General features: G+C 73.2%; 12 protein-coding genes. 1 reads left to right on the forward strand and 11 read right to left on the reverse strand.

Going from position 1 to position 15263, the window contains the following annotated elements; translation table 11 throughout:
* Nucleotides 1-5 precede the first annotated feature (5 nt).
* Nucleotides 6-365 (forward strand): hypothetical protein, encoded by a 360-nt coding sequence (locus AB0E07_RS03685; RefSeq protein WP_362246013.1) that lies wholly within the window; start codon nt 6-8, stop codon nt 363-365.
* 142 nt (nt 366-507) lie between these two features.
* Here the strand turns inward: AB0E07_RS03685 and AB0E07_RS03690 are convergent, their stop codons facing one another.
* The 11 genes from AB0E07_RS03690 to rsmI all read right to left on the reverse strand — a co-directional run bounded on the left by AB0E07_RS03690 (nt 508) and on the right by rsmI (nt 15263).
* A complete protein-coding gene (locus AB0E07_RS03690; RefSeq protein ID WP_362246015.1) occupies nt 508-2181 on the reverse strand; it encodes a hypothetical protein in 1674 nt (557 codons plus the stop codon).
* Nucleotides 2182-2602: 421 nt separating this feature from the next.
* Complete coding sequence (locus AB0E07_RS03695; protein ID WP_362246017.1) at nt 2603-3268, reverse strand: LuxR C-terminal-related transcriptional regulator; 666 nt, start codon at nt 3266-3268, stop codon at nt 2603-2605.
* Between the two features lie 232 nt (nt 3269-3500).
* Nucleotides 3501-5510: a PQQ-binding-like beta-propeller repeat protein gene (locus AB0E07_RS03700; RefSeq protein WP_362246019.1), complete on the reverse strand. Its 2010-nt coding sequence runs from the start codon at nt 5508-5510 to the stop codon at nt 3501-3503.
* A 67-nt stretch (nt 5511-5577) separates the two neighbouring features.
* Complete coding sequence (locus AB0E07_RS03705) at nt 5578-7422, reverse strand: PQQ-binding-like beta-propeller repeat protein (RefSeq protein ID WP_362246021.1); 1845 nt, start codon at nt 7420-7422, stop codon at nt 5578-5580.
* A 203-nt stretch (nt 7423-7625) separates the two neighbouring features.
* Nucleotides 7626-9428, reverse strand: a complete 1803-nt coding sequence (locus AB0E07_RS03710) for an ABC-F family ATP-binding cassette domain-containing protein (protein ID WP_362246023.1) — start codon at nt 9426-9428, stop codon at nt 7626-7628.
* Between the two features lie 68 nt (nt 9429-9496).
* Nucleotides 9497-10399, reverse strand: coding sequence for a 4-(cytidine 5'-diphospho)-2-C-methyl-D-erythritol kinase (locus AB0E07_RS03715; protein WP_362246025.1), 903 nt, complete (start codon nt 10397-10399; stop codon nt 9497-9499).
* Nucleotides 10400-11278: a 16S rRNA (adenine(1518)-N(6)/adenine(1519)-N(6))-dimethyltransferase RsmA gene (gene rsmA / locus AB0E07_RS03720; RefSeq protein ID WP_362246027.1), complete on the reverse strand. Its 879-nt coding sequence runs from the start codon at nt 11276-11278 to the stop codon at nt 10400-10402.
* An 82-nt stretch (nt 11279-11360) separates the two neighbouring features.
* Nucleotides 11361-12734 (reverse strand): ubiquitin-like domain-containing protein, encoded by a 1374-nt coding sequence (locus AB0E07_RS03725; RefSeq protein WP_362246029.1) that lies wholly within the window; start codon nt 12732-12734, stop codon nt 11361-11363.
* 132 nt (nt 12735-12866) lie between these two features.
* Complete coding sequence (locus AB0E07_RS03730) at nt 12867-13745, reverse strand: TatD family hydrolase (protein WP_362246031.1); 879 nt, start codon at nt 13743-13745, stop codon at nt 12867-12869.
* 46 nt (nt 13746-13791) lie between these two features.
* Entirely contained in the window at nt 13792-14175 is a 384-nt protein-coding gene (locus AB0E07_RS03735) for a hypothetical protein (protein WP_362246033.1), read from the reverse strand.
* Nucleotides 14176-14411: 236 nt separating this feature from the next.
* Nucleotides 14412-15263: a 16S rRNA (cytidine(1402)-2'-O)-methyltransferase gene (rsmI, locus tag AB0E07_RS03740; protein ID WP_362246035.1), complete on the reverse strand. Its 852-nt coding sequence runs from the start codon at nt 15261-15263 to the stop codon at nt 14412-14414.

Below are 15263 nucleotides of genomic sequence, written 5' to 3' on the forward strand. Positions count from 1 at the left end.
AAGCCATGTCTGAACACAACGGCCACCCCGACCCCGTCCCCGGGCACCGCGGATACTCCGAGGAGGACGTCCAGCGGGAAGTCACCGAGCTGCAGGGCAAGTCCGCAACCGCGGCGAGCATCTTCGACCTGCGCCGCATCATCGGCGGCCTGTTCGTCCTCTACGGCGTGATCGTCACCATCGCCGGGATCAACCCCTCGGACGCCGACCTCGACAAGGCGGCGGGCGTCAACATCAACCTCTGGACCGGGCTCGGAATGCTGCTCCTCGGCATCTTCTTCCTGGCCTGGCTGAAGCTCCGCCCGACCCCGCCGCCCACCCCGGCGACGCCGCCGGAGGACGAGCGGACCGGCACGGGGGACTGACCCGCCGCCCCTGCCCCCGCCCCGGCGGGACGGGGGCAGGGGGAGCGGCCGGGACCACGGAACCGGGGTCTCCGGGTTCCGAGCCCGACCGCGATCACGACCGCGATCACGATGACGATGACGGCCGCGACCGCGACCGCACCTACCGACCCCCACCGGGACCGGGCCGACCGCTCCCGGGACCGGGAGGGGGCAGCACCCGGGCCGAGAGGTACCCGGCGCCCGGCCAGTAGCCGAGCGCGTCGTCGTGGTCGTAGGCCCGCGCGGCGGAGCCGTCACGGTCGACGGCGCACGGCATGTCCTCGTCCTCGGTGGACAGCAGCACCCGCGCCGCTCCGGCGGTCACGCCCCGCAGGGTGAACCAGCCCCGGCCCGTCCGGTCCGTGTCCAGCACGCAGCTGCTCGCCCACGCGCCGGCCCCGCTGTCCCGGCGCCCCGGGCGCAGTCGCACGACGTCGACGTCGGAGGACCAGGCGCGCGGGCAGGCCGCGACCGGATCGCCGGGCAGGGCGCGCGGGTTGAAGAACTGCCGGACGACGATCTCACCGACGGGACGCGGCCGGCCCCGCACGTAGGAACGCATGAGGACCTCCACGTCCTGGTCCGCGTCGTGCGGGCTGTCGGGGCGGGCAAGGAGCAGGCACGCGTCGTCGACCTGGACGTTGATCTCCTTCTCCCGCAGGAGCACCACGGGTCCGTCCGGCCCGGTGCCCGTCAGGAGCAGCGCCTCCGCGGCGGTCGCGGCGGCGGACAGTTCGGCGGGGACCGTCACCAGCCCGCCGGCCAGGGCGTCCGCCCCCTCCAGGTACGCCTTCCGGGGAATCCGGGCCACCAGTTGCGCGCTGTCCGCGGTGCGCAGCTCCAGGTCCCCCAGGTCGGCCGGGACCGGCAGGGCTGTGACCATGTTGAGGGTGACGTGCGCGTCCGTCGCCTCGACGCACAGGTTGTGCGGCCGACCAGGCAGCCGGCCGGGCAGCCGGCCGTACGGACGCCGTTCCGGGACGAGCAGACGGCCCGCCGGGTAGGTGCGCGGCTCGTGGTGGCGCCACGGCGCGATCGTCCCGCGCAGCCGCCACCGGTCCGGCCGGCCGGGATCGTGGGCGGCCGTCTCGCGGGTGAGGGCGAACTGCACCACGAGGCCGCCGAATCCGGCGTCGGACGCCCTGTGCCGCAGGCGCCGCACGGCCGGGGAGACGGCCGCGTCGTCGAGCCAGTCCAGATCCTCGCCGCCGGTGACGACGAACTGGTGGACGACCGACCGGCGGACCGTCCCGTCGTCCCCGGCGACGGAGTTGTGCCACCGCGGGGGGTGGCAGCCGTGGACGGCTCCGATGGCCATGTGCCCGGCGCCCTGGGTGCGCCCGTCCCGGCCGAAGCAGAACCGGCCGACCTTCAGCGCGGTCGTCCAGTCGGAGGCCGGATCGACGTCGAGGACACGGGCCCGGCCGCCGGACCCGGTGGCGGGATCGTCGTCCCGGTGCCCCCAGAGGTCGACGGCGCGCCCGACCACGGGGTCGACGGTGTCGACGACACCGGGCCGGCACTCGACGCCGACGATCTCCGCGTCAACGGTGAGGTGCCCCTGTCCCGGCCCCTGTCCCGGCCCCTGTGCCGGTCCCTGTGCCGGCCCCCGTCCCTGCTCGCCCGGACGCTCCCGCCCCGCCTCTGCGGACACCGGGTCGGCGGGATGGCGCCCCGATAAGGAGCGTCCGCCGGCCGAGGCCAGGCCGACGAGTCCGCCCCGCCGGCCCCCGGTCGCGGGATGGACCGTCGCCACGCCCTGGAAGTGCAGCCGCGGCAGATCGAACACGCTCATACGGCACCCCCCGAGAGACCCCGGTACGAGGCGTGGACGTACGCCTTCCGTCCCCTACCGCGCCCCTTCGCCGGGCCGCCGTGCCATGAAGTGATCACCTTTTCGTCTCCCCCTGTCAGAGCCGTGCGGCGGACCTCCCCCGTACGTCGGGGCGCCCACCGCCGCGGCCGTCGGACCGTCTCCGGCCGCGGTATCCCCTCGTACGGCCGTCGCGCTCGTGCGGCGAAGCTGTCGTGCTTCCCCGTCACCGCACGAGCGCCCCACCATCCTCGGCCTCGCCGAGGTCCCCCCACTTGGCGAAACCATGAGGCTTCCCTGAGGAAGAGGTGAGGGCGCGTGCGGGCACCCGGGATGATCACGGTTCGGCCGGTCGGGGACCGCGGGCCAGGTATTGGAGCTCCGGCCCCCTGAGTCGGTGGTGTCAGGTCTCCGTCGGCCGGGGGCCCGCGCGGTCCAGGAGGCCCGTGCGGGCCGCCAGGGCCGCCGCCTCCAGGCGGGAGCCCACGCCGAGCTTCATCAGGACCCGTTGGACGTGGGTGCGGGCCGTGGAGGGGGCGATGCCCATGCCGGCCGCGATGAGCCGGGTGTCCTCGCCGTCGGCGACCCGGACCAGGACCTCCACCTCCCGGGGCGTCAGCATCTGGAGCAGCCGCTGGCCCTCGTCGTCCGGCTGGGCCGCCGGGTTGAGCAGCTCGCTGAAGGCGCCCTGGAGCAGTTGCGGCGCCACCGCCGCCTCGCCCGCCCGCGCCTTCATGATCGCCCGCTCCACGCCCTCGATCCGCTCGTCGTGCCGGACGTAGCCCGAGGCCCCCGCCGCGAAGGCCGCCGCGATCCCCCGCGGGCTGGGTACCGGTCCCAGCACCAGCACCGCGACCTGCGGACGTTCCCGCTTGATCCGTACCACCGGGTCGAACATGCCCGGCTCGGCCGGTGTCGCCGTCCCCAGCAGGCACACCTCCGGTGCCCGTGTGATGACCAGTTCGGCCGCCCCCGCGGCCGGTGCCGCCGCGGCCAGTACCCGGTGCCCCCTCAGTTTCAGCGCCGAGGCCAACGCCTCGGCGAGCAGTCGGTGGTCGTCGACCACCATCAGCCGCACTCCCACGAGCAACCCCCCAGTCCCCCCAACGAATCCCCTCGCACCCACGGAGTCACCCCCTGGATGCCCCCGGAAGCTACACGCTTGTTCGACGTTGCGCTGCCCCTACTGGAGAGAAGTGCCCCGGATCGCCGAAATTCCTCGCATTCGAGGGTGATGGGCGGTACGTGCACGGCCCCTCCCCTGAGCAGGGGAGGGGCCGTGGCGACAGGCGTTCGAGTGGTTACTCGGTACCGAAGCCGATCACCAGGTACTCCTCGTCGCCGGTGCTGCCGATCTCGCTGGCGAAGACGTCCGACATGAACAGCCGGCCCTGGCTGAAGAGGATCTCGGCGTAGTCGGGGAGCATGCTGCGCTCCACGCTCATCACCTTGTCCGTGGACGGGTTCTCCATCAGCTTGGTCTCCTTGAAGGAGCCGCCGTCGAGGGAGACGACCTGGCCGCCCTTGTCGTAGGGGCCGCGCTTGTAGGCGATCAGGTTGGGTCCGTCCATGCGCAGCGGGACGAACTCGTAGTTGTCGCCGGCGTCCGCCCGCTGTCCGGTCGCCTTGCCGGTGGCGAGGTCGAAGGAGACGATCTCGTTGGTGTCGCTGTACTCGGCCTTGCCGTCGTGCTTCTCGGTGGGCAGGTAGAGCCGGTCGTTGCCCACGGCGAGCTGGCGGCACTCCTCGATCTTGGTGATGCCGTCGCAGGAGGCGTTGTACTGCTCGCCGGGCGCGGAGATGCGCGCGAGGAGCTTGCCGGTCTTGTTGTCGATGGAGAAGAAGTCCGAGATGCCGCTGCCGTCACCGGCGGCGTCACCGACGTCGGCGGCGACGACCAGCGGATCGGTGGAGACGACGCTCGCGTACTCGATGCCCGCGGACATCTTGTACTCCGTGATCACCTTCCCGGACTTCGGGTCGATGGTCTGGATGTTGAGCTGGCGCTCGCCGTACGAACCGCACTTGCGGACCGCGACCAGCTTCGGGCCGCCGCCGTATCCGGCGTCGTAGCAGGTGTCGGTCGGCTTCGGCGCCCACAGTTGGTCACCGGTGGCCATGTCGAACGCGGCGCCGCCGCTGGTGCTGCCGACGGCCACGGTGCTCGCGCTGACCGTGACGTTGTCGAAGCTGATCGGCGAGGTGCCGCTCTCGACCGTCTTGGTCCACAGCTTCTTGCCGGTGTCGAGGTCGATGCCCGCGACCTGGGTGCAGCCGTAGGACGGGTTGGCCTTGGTCGGCATCTTCGGCTGGTAGGTGATCGCCGTCCGGTTGTCCTCGGTGGTGTGGTTGCTGCCCTGGCAGACCGGGCCGGGCAGCTCGATCGTCCACAGCTCGGTGCCCTTGTCGGGGTCGTAGCCGACGACCTCGGCGACCCCGCTCTTGGCGTACACCTTGTCGGTGAGCCAGGAGCCGACCGTGGAGACGGTCTGGTCCTTCTTCACCTCGGGCGCCGGAACCTGGAAGAGGACCTGGGAGTTGGGGTCGGACGGCGCCTTCTCGACCGCGCCGGCCGACTGGGACCCTCCGGTGTCACCGCCGGAGCCGCCGGTGCCTCCGGAGCCGCCGGTGTCACCGCCCTTGTCACCGCCGCCGGTACCGCCGCTGGAGCTGGCGGTGTCGTCCTTGCCCCCGTCGTCACCGGAGTTGGAGGCGTACAGGACACCGCCGCCGACGATCAGGGCGATGGCCACGACCGCGGCCACGATGATCGCCAGCTGGGAGTTGAACTTCTTGCCGCCGCCCGGCTGACCCGGCTGCGGCTGCATCGGCATGGTCGGCGGCTGGTAGCCGTAGGGCGGCTGGCCGTACGGCTGGGTCGGGGGCTGGCCCGGGTAGCCGTACCCCTGCGGGGGCGTCTGGGGGTAGCCGTAGCCGGCCGGCTGCTGCGGGGGCGTGGGCGGCTGCGGGTAGCCGTAGCCCTGCGGGGGCGTGGGCGCGCCGAAGCCTCCCTGCGGCGGGGGCGTCGGGGCGCCGAAACCGCCCGCCGGCGGGGGCGTCGGGGCTCCGAAGCCTCCTTCGGGCGGCGGGGTGGGCGCGCCGAAGCCCGGCGGCTGGGCCTGGGGCTCGGCGGGCGGGGACGGCTCGGGCACGCCGAAGGCGGGCGGCTGGGCCTGGGGCGGGGTGGGCGCGCCAGAAGGCGGCGGCTCGGCCGGGGGCTGCGCGGACTGCTTCGGCGGTTCGTCCTGCGGCGGCCCGAACCCTCCCCCCTGCGGGGGCTGGTTCGGCGGCGGGGGCGGGGGCGTGGTCATGATGTGAGTACCTCGGAAGGGGAGCGGCTCGATACGGACGGGACGCGGGAGCGGGAGCGGGAGCGGATCACTTGCCGAAGGCGAGCATCAGCTTCTCCTTCGCGTCGTCGTTGCCGGACAGCCGGGTGGTCGACAGGTAGAAGCGGCCGTCGACCCAGTCGTAGGTACCGGAGTAGAAGCTGTCCTCGATGTCGGCGGTGCCCGTCGGGTGCTGGAGCAGCTCGACCGGCTTGTGGGCGCTGCCGGAGGTCGGGATCGACACGACCTGGCCGCCGGCCTCCCAGGACGGCTTGACGTAGGCGACGAGGTTTCCGCCCTCCGTCTTCAGCGGCATCATCGACTCCTCCACCGGGGACTTCACCCGCCACTGCTCCTTGCCGGTGGTGAGGCTGATGGCGACGATCTCGTTGGCGCCGGTGGTGGCCTCGGTGGGCAGGTAGAGCGACTTGCCGTCGGTGGCGACGCCGGAGCAGCCCTGGAGGTCGCGCTGGAGCACGGCCCAGCCGCACTCGGGGGAGAAGCTCTCGTCCACGTCGACCTGGGAGGCGATGGTGCCGCCGGAGCCCAGCGTGGAGATGTTCCAGCTGTTCTTCTCCTCGTTGGTGCTGTAGACCACGACCGGGTTCAGTGAGTAGACCCGGCCGACCCGCCAGCCCTTGTCGGGCTTCCAGGTCCACTTGACCTTGCCGGTCTTCGGGTCGAGTTCCTGCACCTCGTCGTGCTCGTTGTCGCCGCCGGCGCCGCAGGAGGAGACGGCGACCAGTTTCTCGCCGCCCGCGAAGGCGGCCGGGAAGCAGGCGTCGCCGTACTTCTTCTTGTCCCACAGCTTCTTGCCGGTGGTGACGTCGTAGGCGGTGCCCGACTGCGAGCGGCCCACCATCAGGGTGCCGCCGGTGAGGGACATCTCGATCTGGAGGGTGCTGTCGAAGAGTTCGCCGTCGGCGACCTCGGCCGTCCAGCCCTTGTCTCCGGTGTTCAGGTCGAGTTCCTGGAGCTGGTTGCACTTGGCGCGGTCGCTGCTGCCGCTCATGTACGCCACGACGACCTTGTCGTCGGCCGTCTTCTGCGGGGTGACGGCGCAGATCTTCTCCGGGAAGGTGATCGCGTCCCAGGCCGGGTCGCCGTCGGCGACGCCGTAGGCGAAGACCTGCTTGTACGCCGCCTTCACCGCGGTCTTGTCGGTGATCCACATGCCGGGGGCGTCGGCACCCGAACCGGGGGCGTCCGGCGCCGACTTGTACCAGAGGACCTTCGCCTCGCCGGCCTTGCGGCCCTTGTTGAGGTCCTCGGGGTCGTCACCGCCGTCGCCGTTGCCGTCACCGGGGTTCACGGGGTCGTCGGAGGACTTGGGGTCGTCGCTCTTCTGCGCGACCGGCTTCTTCTTGCCGCCGTCGTCGTCGCCGCCCGCCACCGCGAAGACGGTGCCGCCGATGACCAGCAGGGCCGCCACCGCGGCACCGACGACGAGGGCGGGCTTTCCCTTGAAGGGGTTGCGCGAGCCGGGGGGCGGGGTGGGCGCGCCGGGGTACTGCGGCTGCTGCGGGTAGCCGTAACCGGGCTGGCCGTGACCGGGCTGGCCGTGGCCGGGCTGCCCGTAACCGGGGGTGGCGTACGGGCCCGGCTGCTGCGGCTGGCCGTACGGGCCGGGCGCGGCCGGTGCTCCGTAGGGGCCGGGGGTCGCGTACGGGCCCGGCTGCTGGGGCTGGCCGTAGGGACCCGGCTGTTGGGGGTAGCCGTAGCCGGGCTGCGGGGTACCGGCCGGCGGGGCCTGCGGGGGCGGGGGTGTCTGAGGCGGCTGGGCCGGGGGCTGCGGCGACTGCGGCGGCTGGGGAGTGCCGAAACCTCCCTGCGGCGGCGGGTCCTGCGGCGCGCCGAAGCCTCCGTTCGGCGGCTGGCTGGGCGGCTGGCTCATCAGCGGTTTCCCCCTTGTGACCGATGTGGCGCCGCGCCCGGTGGCGCTGTGTTCCCGCCACACCCATTCTTCTCAGACGGTTCTCAGACGGCTCTTTCTATCACTCGGGGCCGACAGTTCAGCGGGCCGGTCAACCCCTGTTCCCAAGGGACGACCGGCCCGTGATACCGCTGTTACGCGCCTTCACGCGCCCTTCACGCCGCTTACGCGTCCTCCGCGAGTTCCAGCCACCGCAGCTCCAGTTCCTCGCGCTGGCCCGCCAAGTCGCGCAGCTCGGAGTCGAGTTCCGCCACCTTCGCGAAGTCTGTCGCGTTCTCGGCGATGTGGGCGTGCAGCTTGGTCTCGCGCTCGGAGACCTTGTCCAGCTGCCGCTCGATCTTCTGGAGCTCCTTCTTGGCGGCGCGCTGGTCGGCGGCGCTCTTCTCCGGGGCGGCCTTCGCGGCGACGGGTGCGGCGGCAGCCGCGGCATCCTCCATGCTGTGGCGGCGCTCGATGTACTCGTCGATGCCGCGCGGCAGCATCCGCAGGGCGGCGTCGCCGAGCAGGGCGAACACCCGGTCCGTGGTGCGCTCGACGAAGAACCGGTCGTGGGAGATGACGACCATCGAGCCGGGCCAGCCGTCGAGCAGGTCCTCCAGCTGGGTGAGGGTCTCGATGTCGAGGTCGTTGGTGGGCTCGTCGAGGAAGAGCACGTTCGGCTCGTCCATCAGCAGCCGCAGCAGCTGGAGCCGGCGCCGCTCACCGCCGGACAGGTCGCCGACCGGCGTCCACTGCTTCTCCTTGTTGAAGCCGAACGTCTCGCACAGCTGCCCGGCCGTCATCTCGCGCCCCTTGCCGAGGTCGACGCGCTCGCGCACCCGCTGCACGGCCTCCAGCACCCGCAGGGCGGGGTCGAGTTCGGCGACCTCCTGGGAGAGGTAGGCGAGCTTGACGGTCTTGCCGACGACGACACGGCCGCCGACGGGCTGCGTCTCGCCCTCGGTGCGGGCCGCCTCGGCCATGGCGCGCAGCAGGGAGGTCTTGCCCGCGCCGTTGACGCCGACCAAACCGATGCGGTCGCCGGGGCCGAGCTGCCAGGTGACGTGCTTGAGCAGCACCTTGGGGCCGGCCTGGACGGTCACGTCCTCCAGGTCGAAGACGGTCTTGCCGAGCCTGGACGAGGCGAACTTCATCAGCTCGCTGGTGTCCCGGGGCGGCGGCACGTCCTTGATCAGCTCATTGGCGGCCTCGACGCGGAAGCGCGGCTTGGAGGTGCGCGCGGGGGCGCCGCGGCGCAGCCAGGCCAGTTCCTTGCGGACCAGGTTCTGCCGCTTGGTCTCCTCGGTGGCGGCGATGCGCTCCCGTTCGGCGCGGGCGAAGACGTAGTCGGAGTAGCCGCCCTCGTACTCGAAGACGCTGCCGCGCTGGACGTCCCACATGCGGGTGCAGACCTGGTCCAGGAACCAGCGGTCGTGGGTGACGCAGACCAGCGCCGAGCGGCGCTCGCGCAGGTGCTGGGCGAGCCAGGAGATGCCCTCGACGTCGAGGTGGTTGGTGGGCTCGTCGAGGACGATGAGGTCCGGTTCCTCGATGAGCAGCTTGGCGAGCGCGATCCGGCGGCGCTCACCGCCGGAGAGCGGCTCGATGACGGTGTCCAGGCCCTGCGGGAAGCCGGGCAGGTCCAGGCCGCCGAAGAGGCCGGTCAGCACGTCCCGGATCTTGGCGTTGCCCGCCCACTCGTGGTCCGCCATGTCCCGGATGACCTCGTGCCGGACGGTGGCCTTCGGGTCGAGGGAGTCGTGCTGGGTGAGCACGCCCAGGCGCAGTCCGCCGGAGTGGGTGACCCGCCCGGTGTCGGCCTCCTCCAGCCTGGCCAGCATCCGGATCAGGGTGGTCTTGCCGTCGCCGTTGCGGCCGACGACCCCGATCCGATCCCCCTCGGAGACGCCGAGCGAGACGCCGTCGAGCAGGGCACGGGTGCCGTACACCTTGCTGACGTTCTCGACATTGACCAGATTGACGGCCATTTCTCTCCTGCCCAGGTGGATCGATCGACCCTCCAGGGTAGTCGGCGGCGCAGCGGGCCGTCGTCCGCTTACCCCGCTACGACCGTGGCGCCCGGGGCGGGCCCCGACGCCACCCGTACCGTGCGGCAGGTGCCGGACGTGTGCAGGGACTCGGCGACCTTCGCCGCGGACTCCGCGTCCCGGGCGAGGAACGCGGTCGTGGGGCCCGATCCGGAGACCAGCGCGGCGAGCGCCCCCGCGCCGCGGCCCGCGGCGAGGGTGTCGGCGAGTTCGGGGAAGAGGGAGAGCGCGGCGGGCTGGAGGTCGTTGGTGACGGCCGCGGCGAGCGCGTCCGGGTCGCCCTCGGCGAGCGCGCCGAGCAGCGCCTCGGAGGCGACCGGTTCGGGGACGTCCCGCCCCTCGGCCAGCCGGTCGAACTCGCGGAACACGGCCGGGGTGGACAGTCCGCGTACGGCCATGGCGAACACCCAGTGGAAGGTCCCGCCGGTCTCCAGCACGCGCAGCTTCTCGCCCCGTCCGGTGCCGAGCGCGGCCCCGCCCACCAGGCTGAACGGCACGTCGCTGCCCAGCTCGGCGCAGATGTCGAGGAGTTCCCGGCGGGGGGCGTTGGTCCCCCACAGCGTGTCGCAGGCGAGCAGGGCGGCCGCGCCGTCCGCGCTGCCGCCGGCCATGCCGCCCGCGACCGGGATGTCCTTGGCGATGTGCAGGTGCACGTCGGGGCTGATGCCGTACCGGGCGGCGAGCGCCTCGGCGGCGCGGACGGCGAGGTTGGTGCCGTCGAGGGGGACCTGGGCGGCGTCGGGGCCCTCGCAGGTCACCGTCGGTCCGCCCGCGGACGGGGTGACGGTGACCTCGTCGTACAGGCCGACGGCGAGGAAGACGTTGGCCAGGTCGTGGAAGCCGTCGGGGCGGGCGGCGCCCACCGCGAGCTGGACGTTGACCTTGGCGGGGACGCGTACGGTGACGGCCACTCAGCTGTCCCCCTCACTGGACTTGTGCTCGGCGATCCGCGCGAACTCCTCGACGGTCAGGGACTCCCCGCGCGCCTGCGGCGAGACCCCGGCCGCGACGAGCGCCGCCTCGGCGGCGGGCGCGGAACCGGCCCATCCGGCGAGCGCGGCCCTGAGCGTCTTGCGCCGCTGTGCGAAGGCGGCGTCGACGACGGCGAAGACCTCCGCGCGGGAGGCCGTGGTCTTCACCGGCTCGGTCCGGCGGACCAGCGAGACCAGCCCGCTGTCGACGTTCGGCGCCGGCCAGAAGACATTGCGGCCGATGGCTCCGGCGCGCTTGACCTCGGCGTACCAGTTCGCCTTCACCGAGGGCACGCCGTAGACCTTCGAACCGGGCGCGGCGGCCAGCCGGTCGGCGACCTCCGCCTGCACCATCACCAGGGTGCGCTCGATGCTCGGGAAGGTGGCGAGCATGTGCAGCAGCACGGGTACGGCGACGTTGTACGGCAGGTTCGCCACCAGTGCGGTCGGGGCCGGGCCGGGCAGCTCGGTGACGAGCATCGCGTCGGAGTGGACCAGCGCGAAGCGGTTGGCGCGGCCGGGCATCCGGGCGGCGACGGTGGCGGGCAGGGCGCCTGCGAGGACGTCGTCGATCTCGACGGCGGTGACCCGGTCGGCGGCCTCCAGCAGCGCGAGGGTGAGGGAACCGAGCCCCGGCCCGACCTCCACGACCACGTCGTCCGGCCGGACGTCCGCGGTGCGGACGATGCGGCGCACGGTGTTCGCGTCGATCACGAAGTTCTGGCCGCGCTGCTTGGTGGGCCGCACACCGAGCACCTCCGCGAGTTCGCGGACGTCGGCGGGGCCCAGGAGGGCGTCGGGGGCGGGGCTGCTGCTCACGGGACAAGGGTACGGGCCACCGCCCACGCCTCCCGCCCGGCCCGCGCGGGCCCCCGCCCGTCCAGGCCGTGTCCGACGCGGTCTAGAGCCGCGCCCCGCAGTGCGGCCACGGACCGGCGCCGCGCTGCACGTACAGCTTCTTCGCCCGGAAGGTCTGCTCGGCGGCGGGGGCGTCCTGGGGGCGCCCGCTGCCGCCGAGGCCGCGCCAGGTCCGGGTGTCGAACTGGTACAGGCCGCCGTAGGTTCCGGAGGGGTCGACCGCGTCGGGGCGCCCGCCCGACTCGCAGGCGGCGAGCGCCTGCCAGTTCAGGCCGTCCGCGCCCCGCACGGAGGTCGGCATGGGCCGGGTCCCCACCTTCACGACCTGGGTCCGCGCCTCCCGCACCAGTTCGGTCCTGAGCAGCCGCGGCTTCTGCCGTACACCGTTGACGGTGCGCAGGGAGTAGGTGATGCGCCGCAGCCCCGCCTGTCCGGCCCGCTCGACGACCTCGGTGCCGCGGAACAGCGAGGGGTCCTCGGTGCGCCGCACCCCGAAGGGGATCTCCTCCTCGCGGACCTCCGTGGAGCCGGTGATGCGCAGTACGGTCACCGTCTGCCCGTCGCGCGGAAAGCTTCCGGCGGGGACGGAGGTGGCGTCGAGGCCGCGCAGGGTGATCCCGGCCTCCTCCACGGCCTCCCCGACGGTCGCCGCGTTGGTGCGCACGGTGCGGGCCCGGCCGTCCGCCATGACCGTCACGGAGCGCTCGGTGCGCACGTCCAGCGCCAGCCCGGCGCGCCCGATCCGCAGGGAGCGCGCCCGGGACAGGTACGCGCCCTCGGCGCGCACGCCCCACTGGGCCAGCGCCTCCTCCACCGTGTGCGCCGTCGTCCACGCCTCGTAGCGCCGGCCGTCGAGCGTGAGGGTCACCGGGCGCCCGTACTCGACCATGATCTCGTCGCCGCTGCTCAGCTCGGTGCCGGGGGCGGGCGAGATCACGTCGTGCGCCCCGACCCGCACGCCCTCCTCGGCGAGCAGCTCGGTCACGTCGTCGGCGAAGGTGTGCAGGGTGCGCGGGTGGCCGTCGACGGTCAGCTCGACCGCCTTGTCCTCGGCGACGAAGGCGGTGGTGCCGCCGGCGAGGAACGCGACGACCAGCGCCTGCGGCAGCAGGCGGCGCACGGAGCCGTCGGCGCCGCCCGGGTGGCGCGCCTTCCGCCGGCGTGCGCCCCGCCGGACCGCTCCGGCGCGCGCGACGGGTTCGCCGGGCTCGACGGGTCCGGGGGCCTCGACGGGCCCGGGGGTCTCCTCGTAGGCGGGCACGTAGGTGTCCACGTAGGTGTCCACGTACGTCCGCTCGTACGCCGCCGGCATCCCGTACGCCAGGGTCTGCGCGCTGTGCAGATCGGCACCGCGCGCGTGCCGCTCCCGGTACTCCTCGTGCGCCTCGTACGTCTCGTACTGCGATCTGCTGCTCACGCCGCCACGCTCCAGAGAGGCCGAAGAGGCCACAGAGGCCAGAGGGGTCCCGATCGGGCCAGAACCTAGCGGAGCGGACGTCACTCTCCAAAGCGACGCGACTACGCACCGTCGCGGGCCGGAGATTGGTCCTCAGTAGTCGAAGGCGCGTGCCGTGTTCGCACCGAGGGCCGTCGCCAGCGTGTCCTCGTCGATCCCGCGCACCGCGGCCATCGCGCGCACCGTGACCGGAATCAGATACGGGGCGTTGGGCCGTCCGCGGTAGGGCGCCGGGGTCAGGAAGGGCGCGTCGGTCTCCACCAGCAGCAGTTCCAGCGGGGCGACCGCGACGGCGTCCCGCAGGTTCTGGGCGTTCTTGAAGGTGACGTTGCCGGCGAAGGACATGAAGTATCCGGCGGCCGCGCAGATCTCCGCCATCTCGGCGTCGCCCGAGTAGCAGTGGAAGACGGTCCGCTCCGGGGCGCCCTCCTCCTTCAGCACCCGCAGCACGTCGGCGTGCGCGTCGCGGTCGTGGATGACCAGCGCCTTGCCGTGCCGCTTGGCGATCTCGATGTGGGCGCGGAAGGAGCGCTCCTGCGCCTCCTTGCCCTCCTCGCCGGTGCGGAAGTAGTCGAGGCCGGTCTCGCCGACCGCCTTGACGTGCTCCAGCGCGGCCAGCGCCTCGATCTCGGCGAGCGCCGCGTCCAGCCCGGCCTCGCCGCCCGGCCGGCGCGCGCCCTGCCGGGACCAGCCGTCGGGGTCGCCGTGGACGATGCGCGGCGCCTCGTTGGGGTGCAGGGCGACGGCGGCGTGGACGCCGTCGAACGCGGCCGCGGTGTCCGCGGCCCACTGCGAGCCGCGTACGTCGCAGCCGACCTGCACGACCGTGGTCACCCCGACCGACGCGGCCTTCGCGAGCCCTTCCTCCACCGTGCCGGACTGCATGTCGAGGTGGGTGTGGGAGTCGGCGACGGGCACCCGGAGCGGTTCCGGGAGCGGCGGCGCCGCGTTCTTCTCGCTGGAGGAAGGCATGCCCCGATCCTACGAAGGGGCCTGCGCTCCCCGCCGCCGAGCCCGTTCAGCCCGCCTTGCGTTGGAAGGGGTGCAGCAGGTCGGACAGATGCCAGTGGTGGCGCTCCGCGGCCGGGGCGTCCGGCTGCTTCGGGGGTGTGCGGCGCGGCCGGTGCGCCGCGTCACGGACCGAGGAGACCTGTCCGGCGCGCATGATCCGTACGACGTGGCCGTCGCAGTTCACGCAGGTGGGACGGCTCAGCGGGGAGGGGACGATCCTGCCGTCCGCCACGTACAGGACGAACTCCCGCCCCTCGGCGTCCGTGTGGTGCTCGATCTCGTACGACTGTTCCCAGCCGTGCCCGCAGCGCATGCAGGCGAAGGAATACGACTCGTGGACGACGGGGGTCTCCGCGGTGCGGAGGCGGTGCTGCCCTGCGATCTCACTCATGCCGGCTCCTGTCGGTTCCGCTGGCGGGGGCGGGTCGCGCCCCTCGATTCCAGTGGACTCCTCGGCCGGGGCGAAAGCACGCGAGCTGCGCACTGTTGGGACCGCCTTGGACGTTCCTTGCCGAAACGCCCGTACCGCTTTACTCCGGCATGGCGACTTCCTCACGCCGGCCTGACGGAGCCGCCCGCCCGACCCGTCCGGTCACCGGCCGGGTCACCGGCTCGGGACCGGCTCGGTCACCGGCTCTTGGCCGCCACCACCGCGTCGAAGACGACCCGCTTGGGCAGCCCGGCCTCCACCGCGACCGCCGCGATGGCCTCCTTGCGGCGCTCGCCCGCCTCCTCGCGCACCCGCACCCGGCGCACCAGCTCCTCCGGCCCGATCTCCTCGGGCCCCTTCTCCGGCGCGCCCTCCACGACCACCGTGATCTCCCCGCGCACCCCCTCGGCCGCCCACGCGGCCAGCTCGCCCAGCGGACCCCGCTTGACCTCCTCGTAGGTCTTGGTCAGCTCCCGGCACACCGCGGCCCGCCGCTCGGCGCCGAACACCTCGGCCATCGCGGCGAGGGTGTCGTCGAGCCGGTGCGGGGCCTCGAAGTAGACGAGCGTGCGCCGCTCCCCGGCCACCTCGCGCAGCCGGGACAGCCGCTCGCCCGCCTTGCGCGGCAGGAAGCCCTCGAAGCAGAACCGGTCGACGGGCAGCCCGGACAGCGCGAGCGCGGTGAGCACCGCCGACGGCCCCGGCACCGCGGTGACCTTGACGTCCCGCTCGACGGCCGCGGCGACCAGCCGGTACCCGGGGTCGGAGACCGAGGGCATGCCCGCGTCGGTGACGAGCAGCACCCGGGCGCCGCCGAGGAGTTCCTCGACGAGTTCGGGGGTGCGGGCCGCTTCGTTGCCCTCGAAGTACGACACCACCCGCCCCTTGGGCGTGACCCCCAGGGCCTGGGTGAGCCGGCGCAGCCGCCGGGTGTCCTCGGCGGCGACGACGTCGGCGCCGGCGAGTTCCTCGGCGAGCCGGGGCGGGGCGTCGGCGATGTCCCCGATGGGAGTGCCGGCGAGGACCAGGGTTCCGGACGTAACTGTCAC

The sequence above is a fragment of the Streptomyces sp. NPDC048002 genome (genome assembly GCF_040653275.1).
Lineage (GTDB): Bacteria > Actinomycetota > Actinomycetes > Streptomycetales > Streptomycetaceae > Streptomyces.

Coding starts and splice junctions, on each gene's coding strand:
- AB0E07_RS03685 (WP_362246013.1), top strand. CDS start 6: ATGTCTGAACACAACGGCCACCCCGACCCCGTCCCCGGGCACCGCGGA.
- AB0E07_RS03690 (WP_362246015.1), bottom strand. CDS start 2,181: ATGAGCGTGTTCGATCTGCCGCGGCTGCACTTCCAGGGCGTGGCGACG.
- AB0E07_RS03695 (WP_362246017.1), bottom strand. CDS start 3,268: ATGGTGGTCGACGACCACCGACTGCTCGCCGAGGCGTTGGCCTCGGCG.
- AB0E07_RS03700 (WP_362246019.1), bottom strand. CDS start 5,510: ATGACCACGCCCCCGCCCCCGCCGCCGAACCAGCCCCCGCAGGGGGGA.
- AB0E07_RS03705 (WP_362246021.1), bottom strand. CDS start 7,422: ATGAGCCAGCCGCCCAGCCAGCCGCCGAACGGAGGCTTCGGCGCGCCG.
- AB0E07_RS03710 (WP_362246023.1), bottom strand. CDS start 9,428: ATGGCCGTCAATCTGGTCAATGTCGAGAACGTCAGCAAGGTGTACGGC.
- AB0E07_RS03730 (WP_362246031.1), bottom strand. CDS start 13,745: ATGCCTTCCTCCAGCGAGAAGAACGCGGCGCCGCCGCTCCCGGAACCG.
- AB0E07_RS03735 (WP_362246033.1), bottom strand. CDS start 14,175: ATGAGTGAGATCGCAGGGCAGCACCGCCTCCGCACCGCGGAGACCCCC.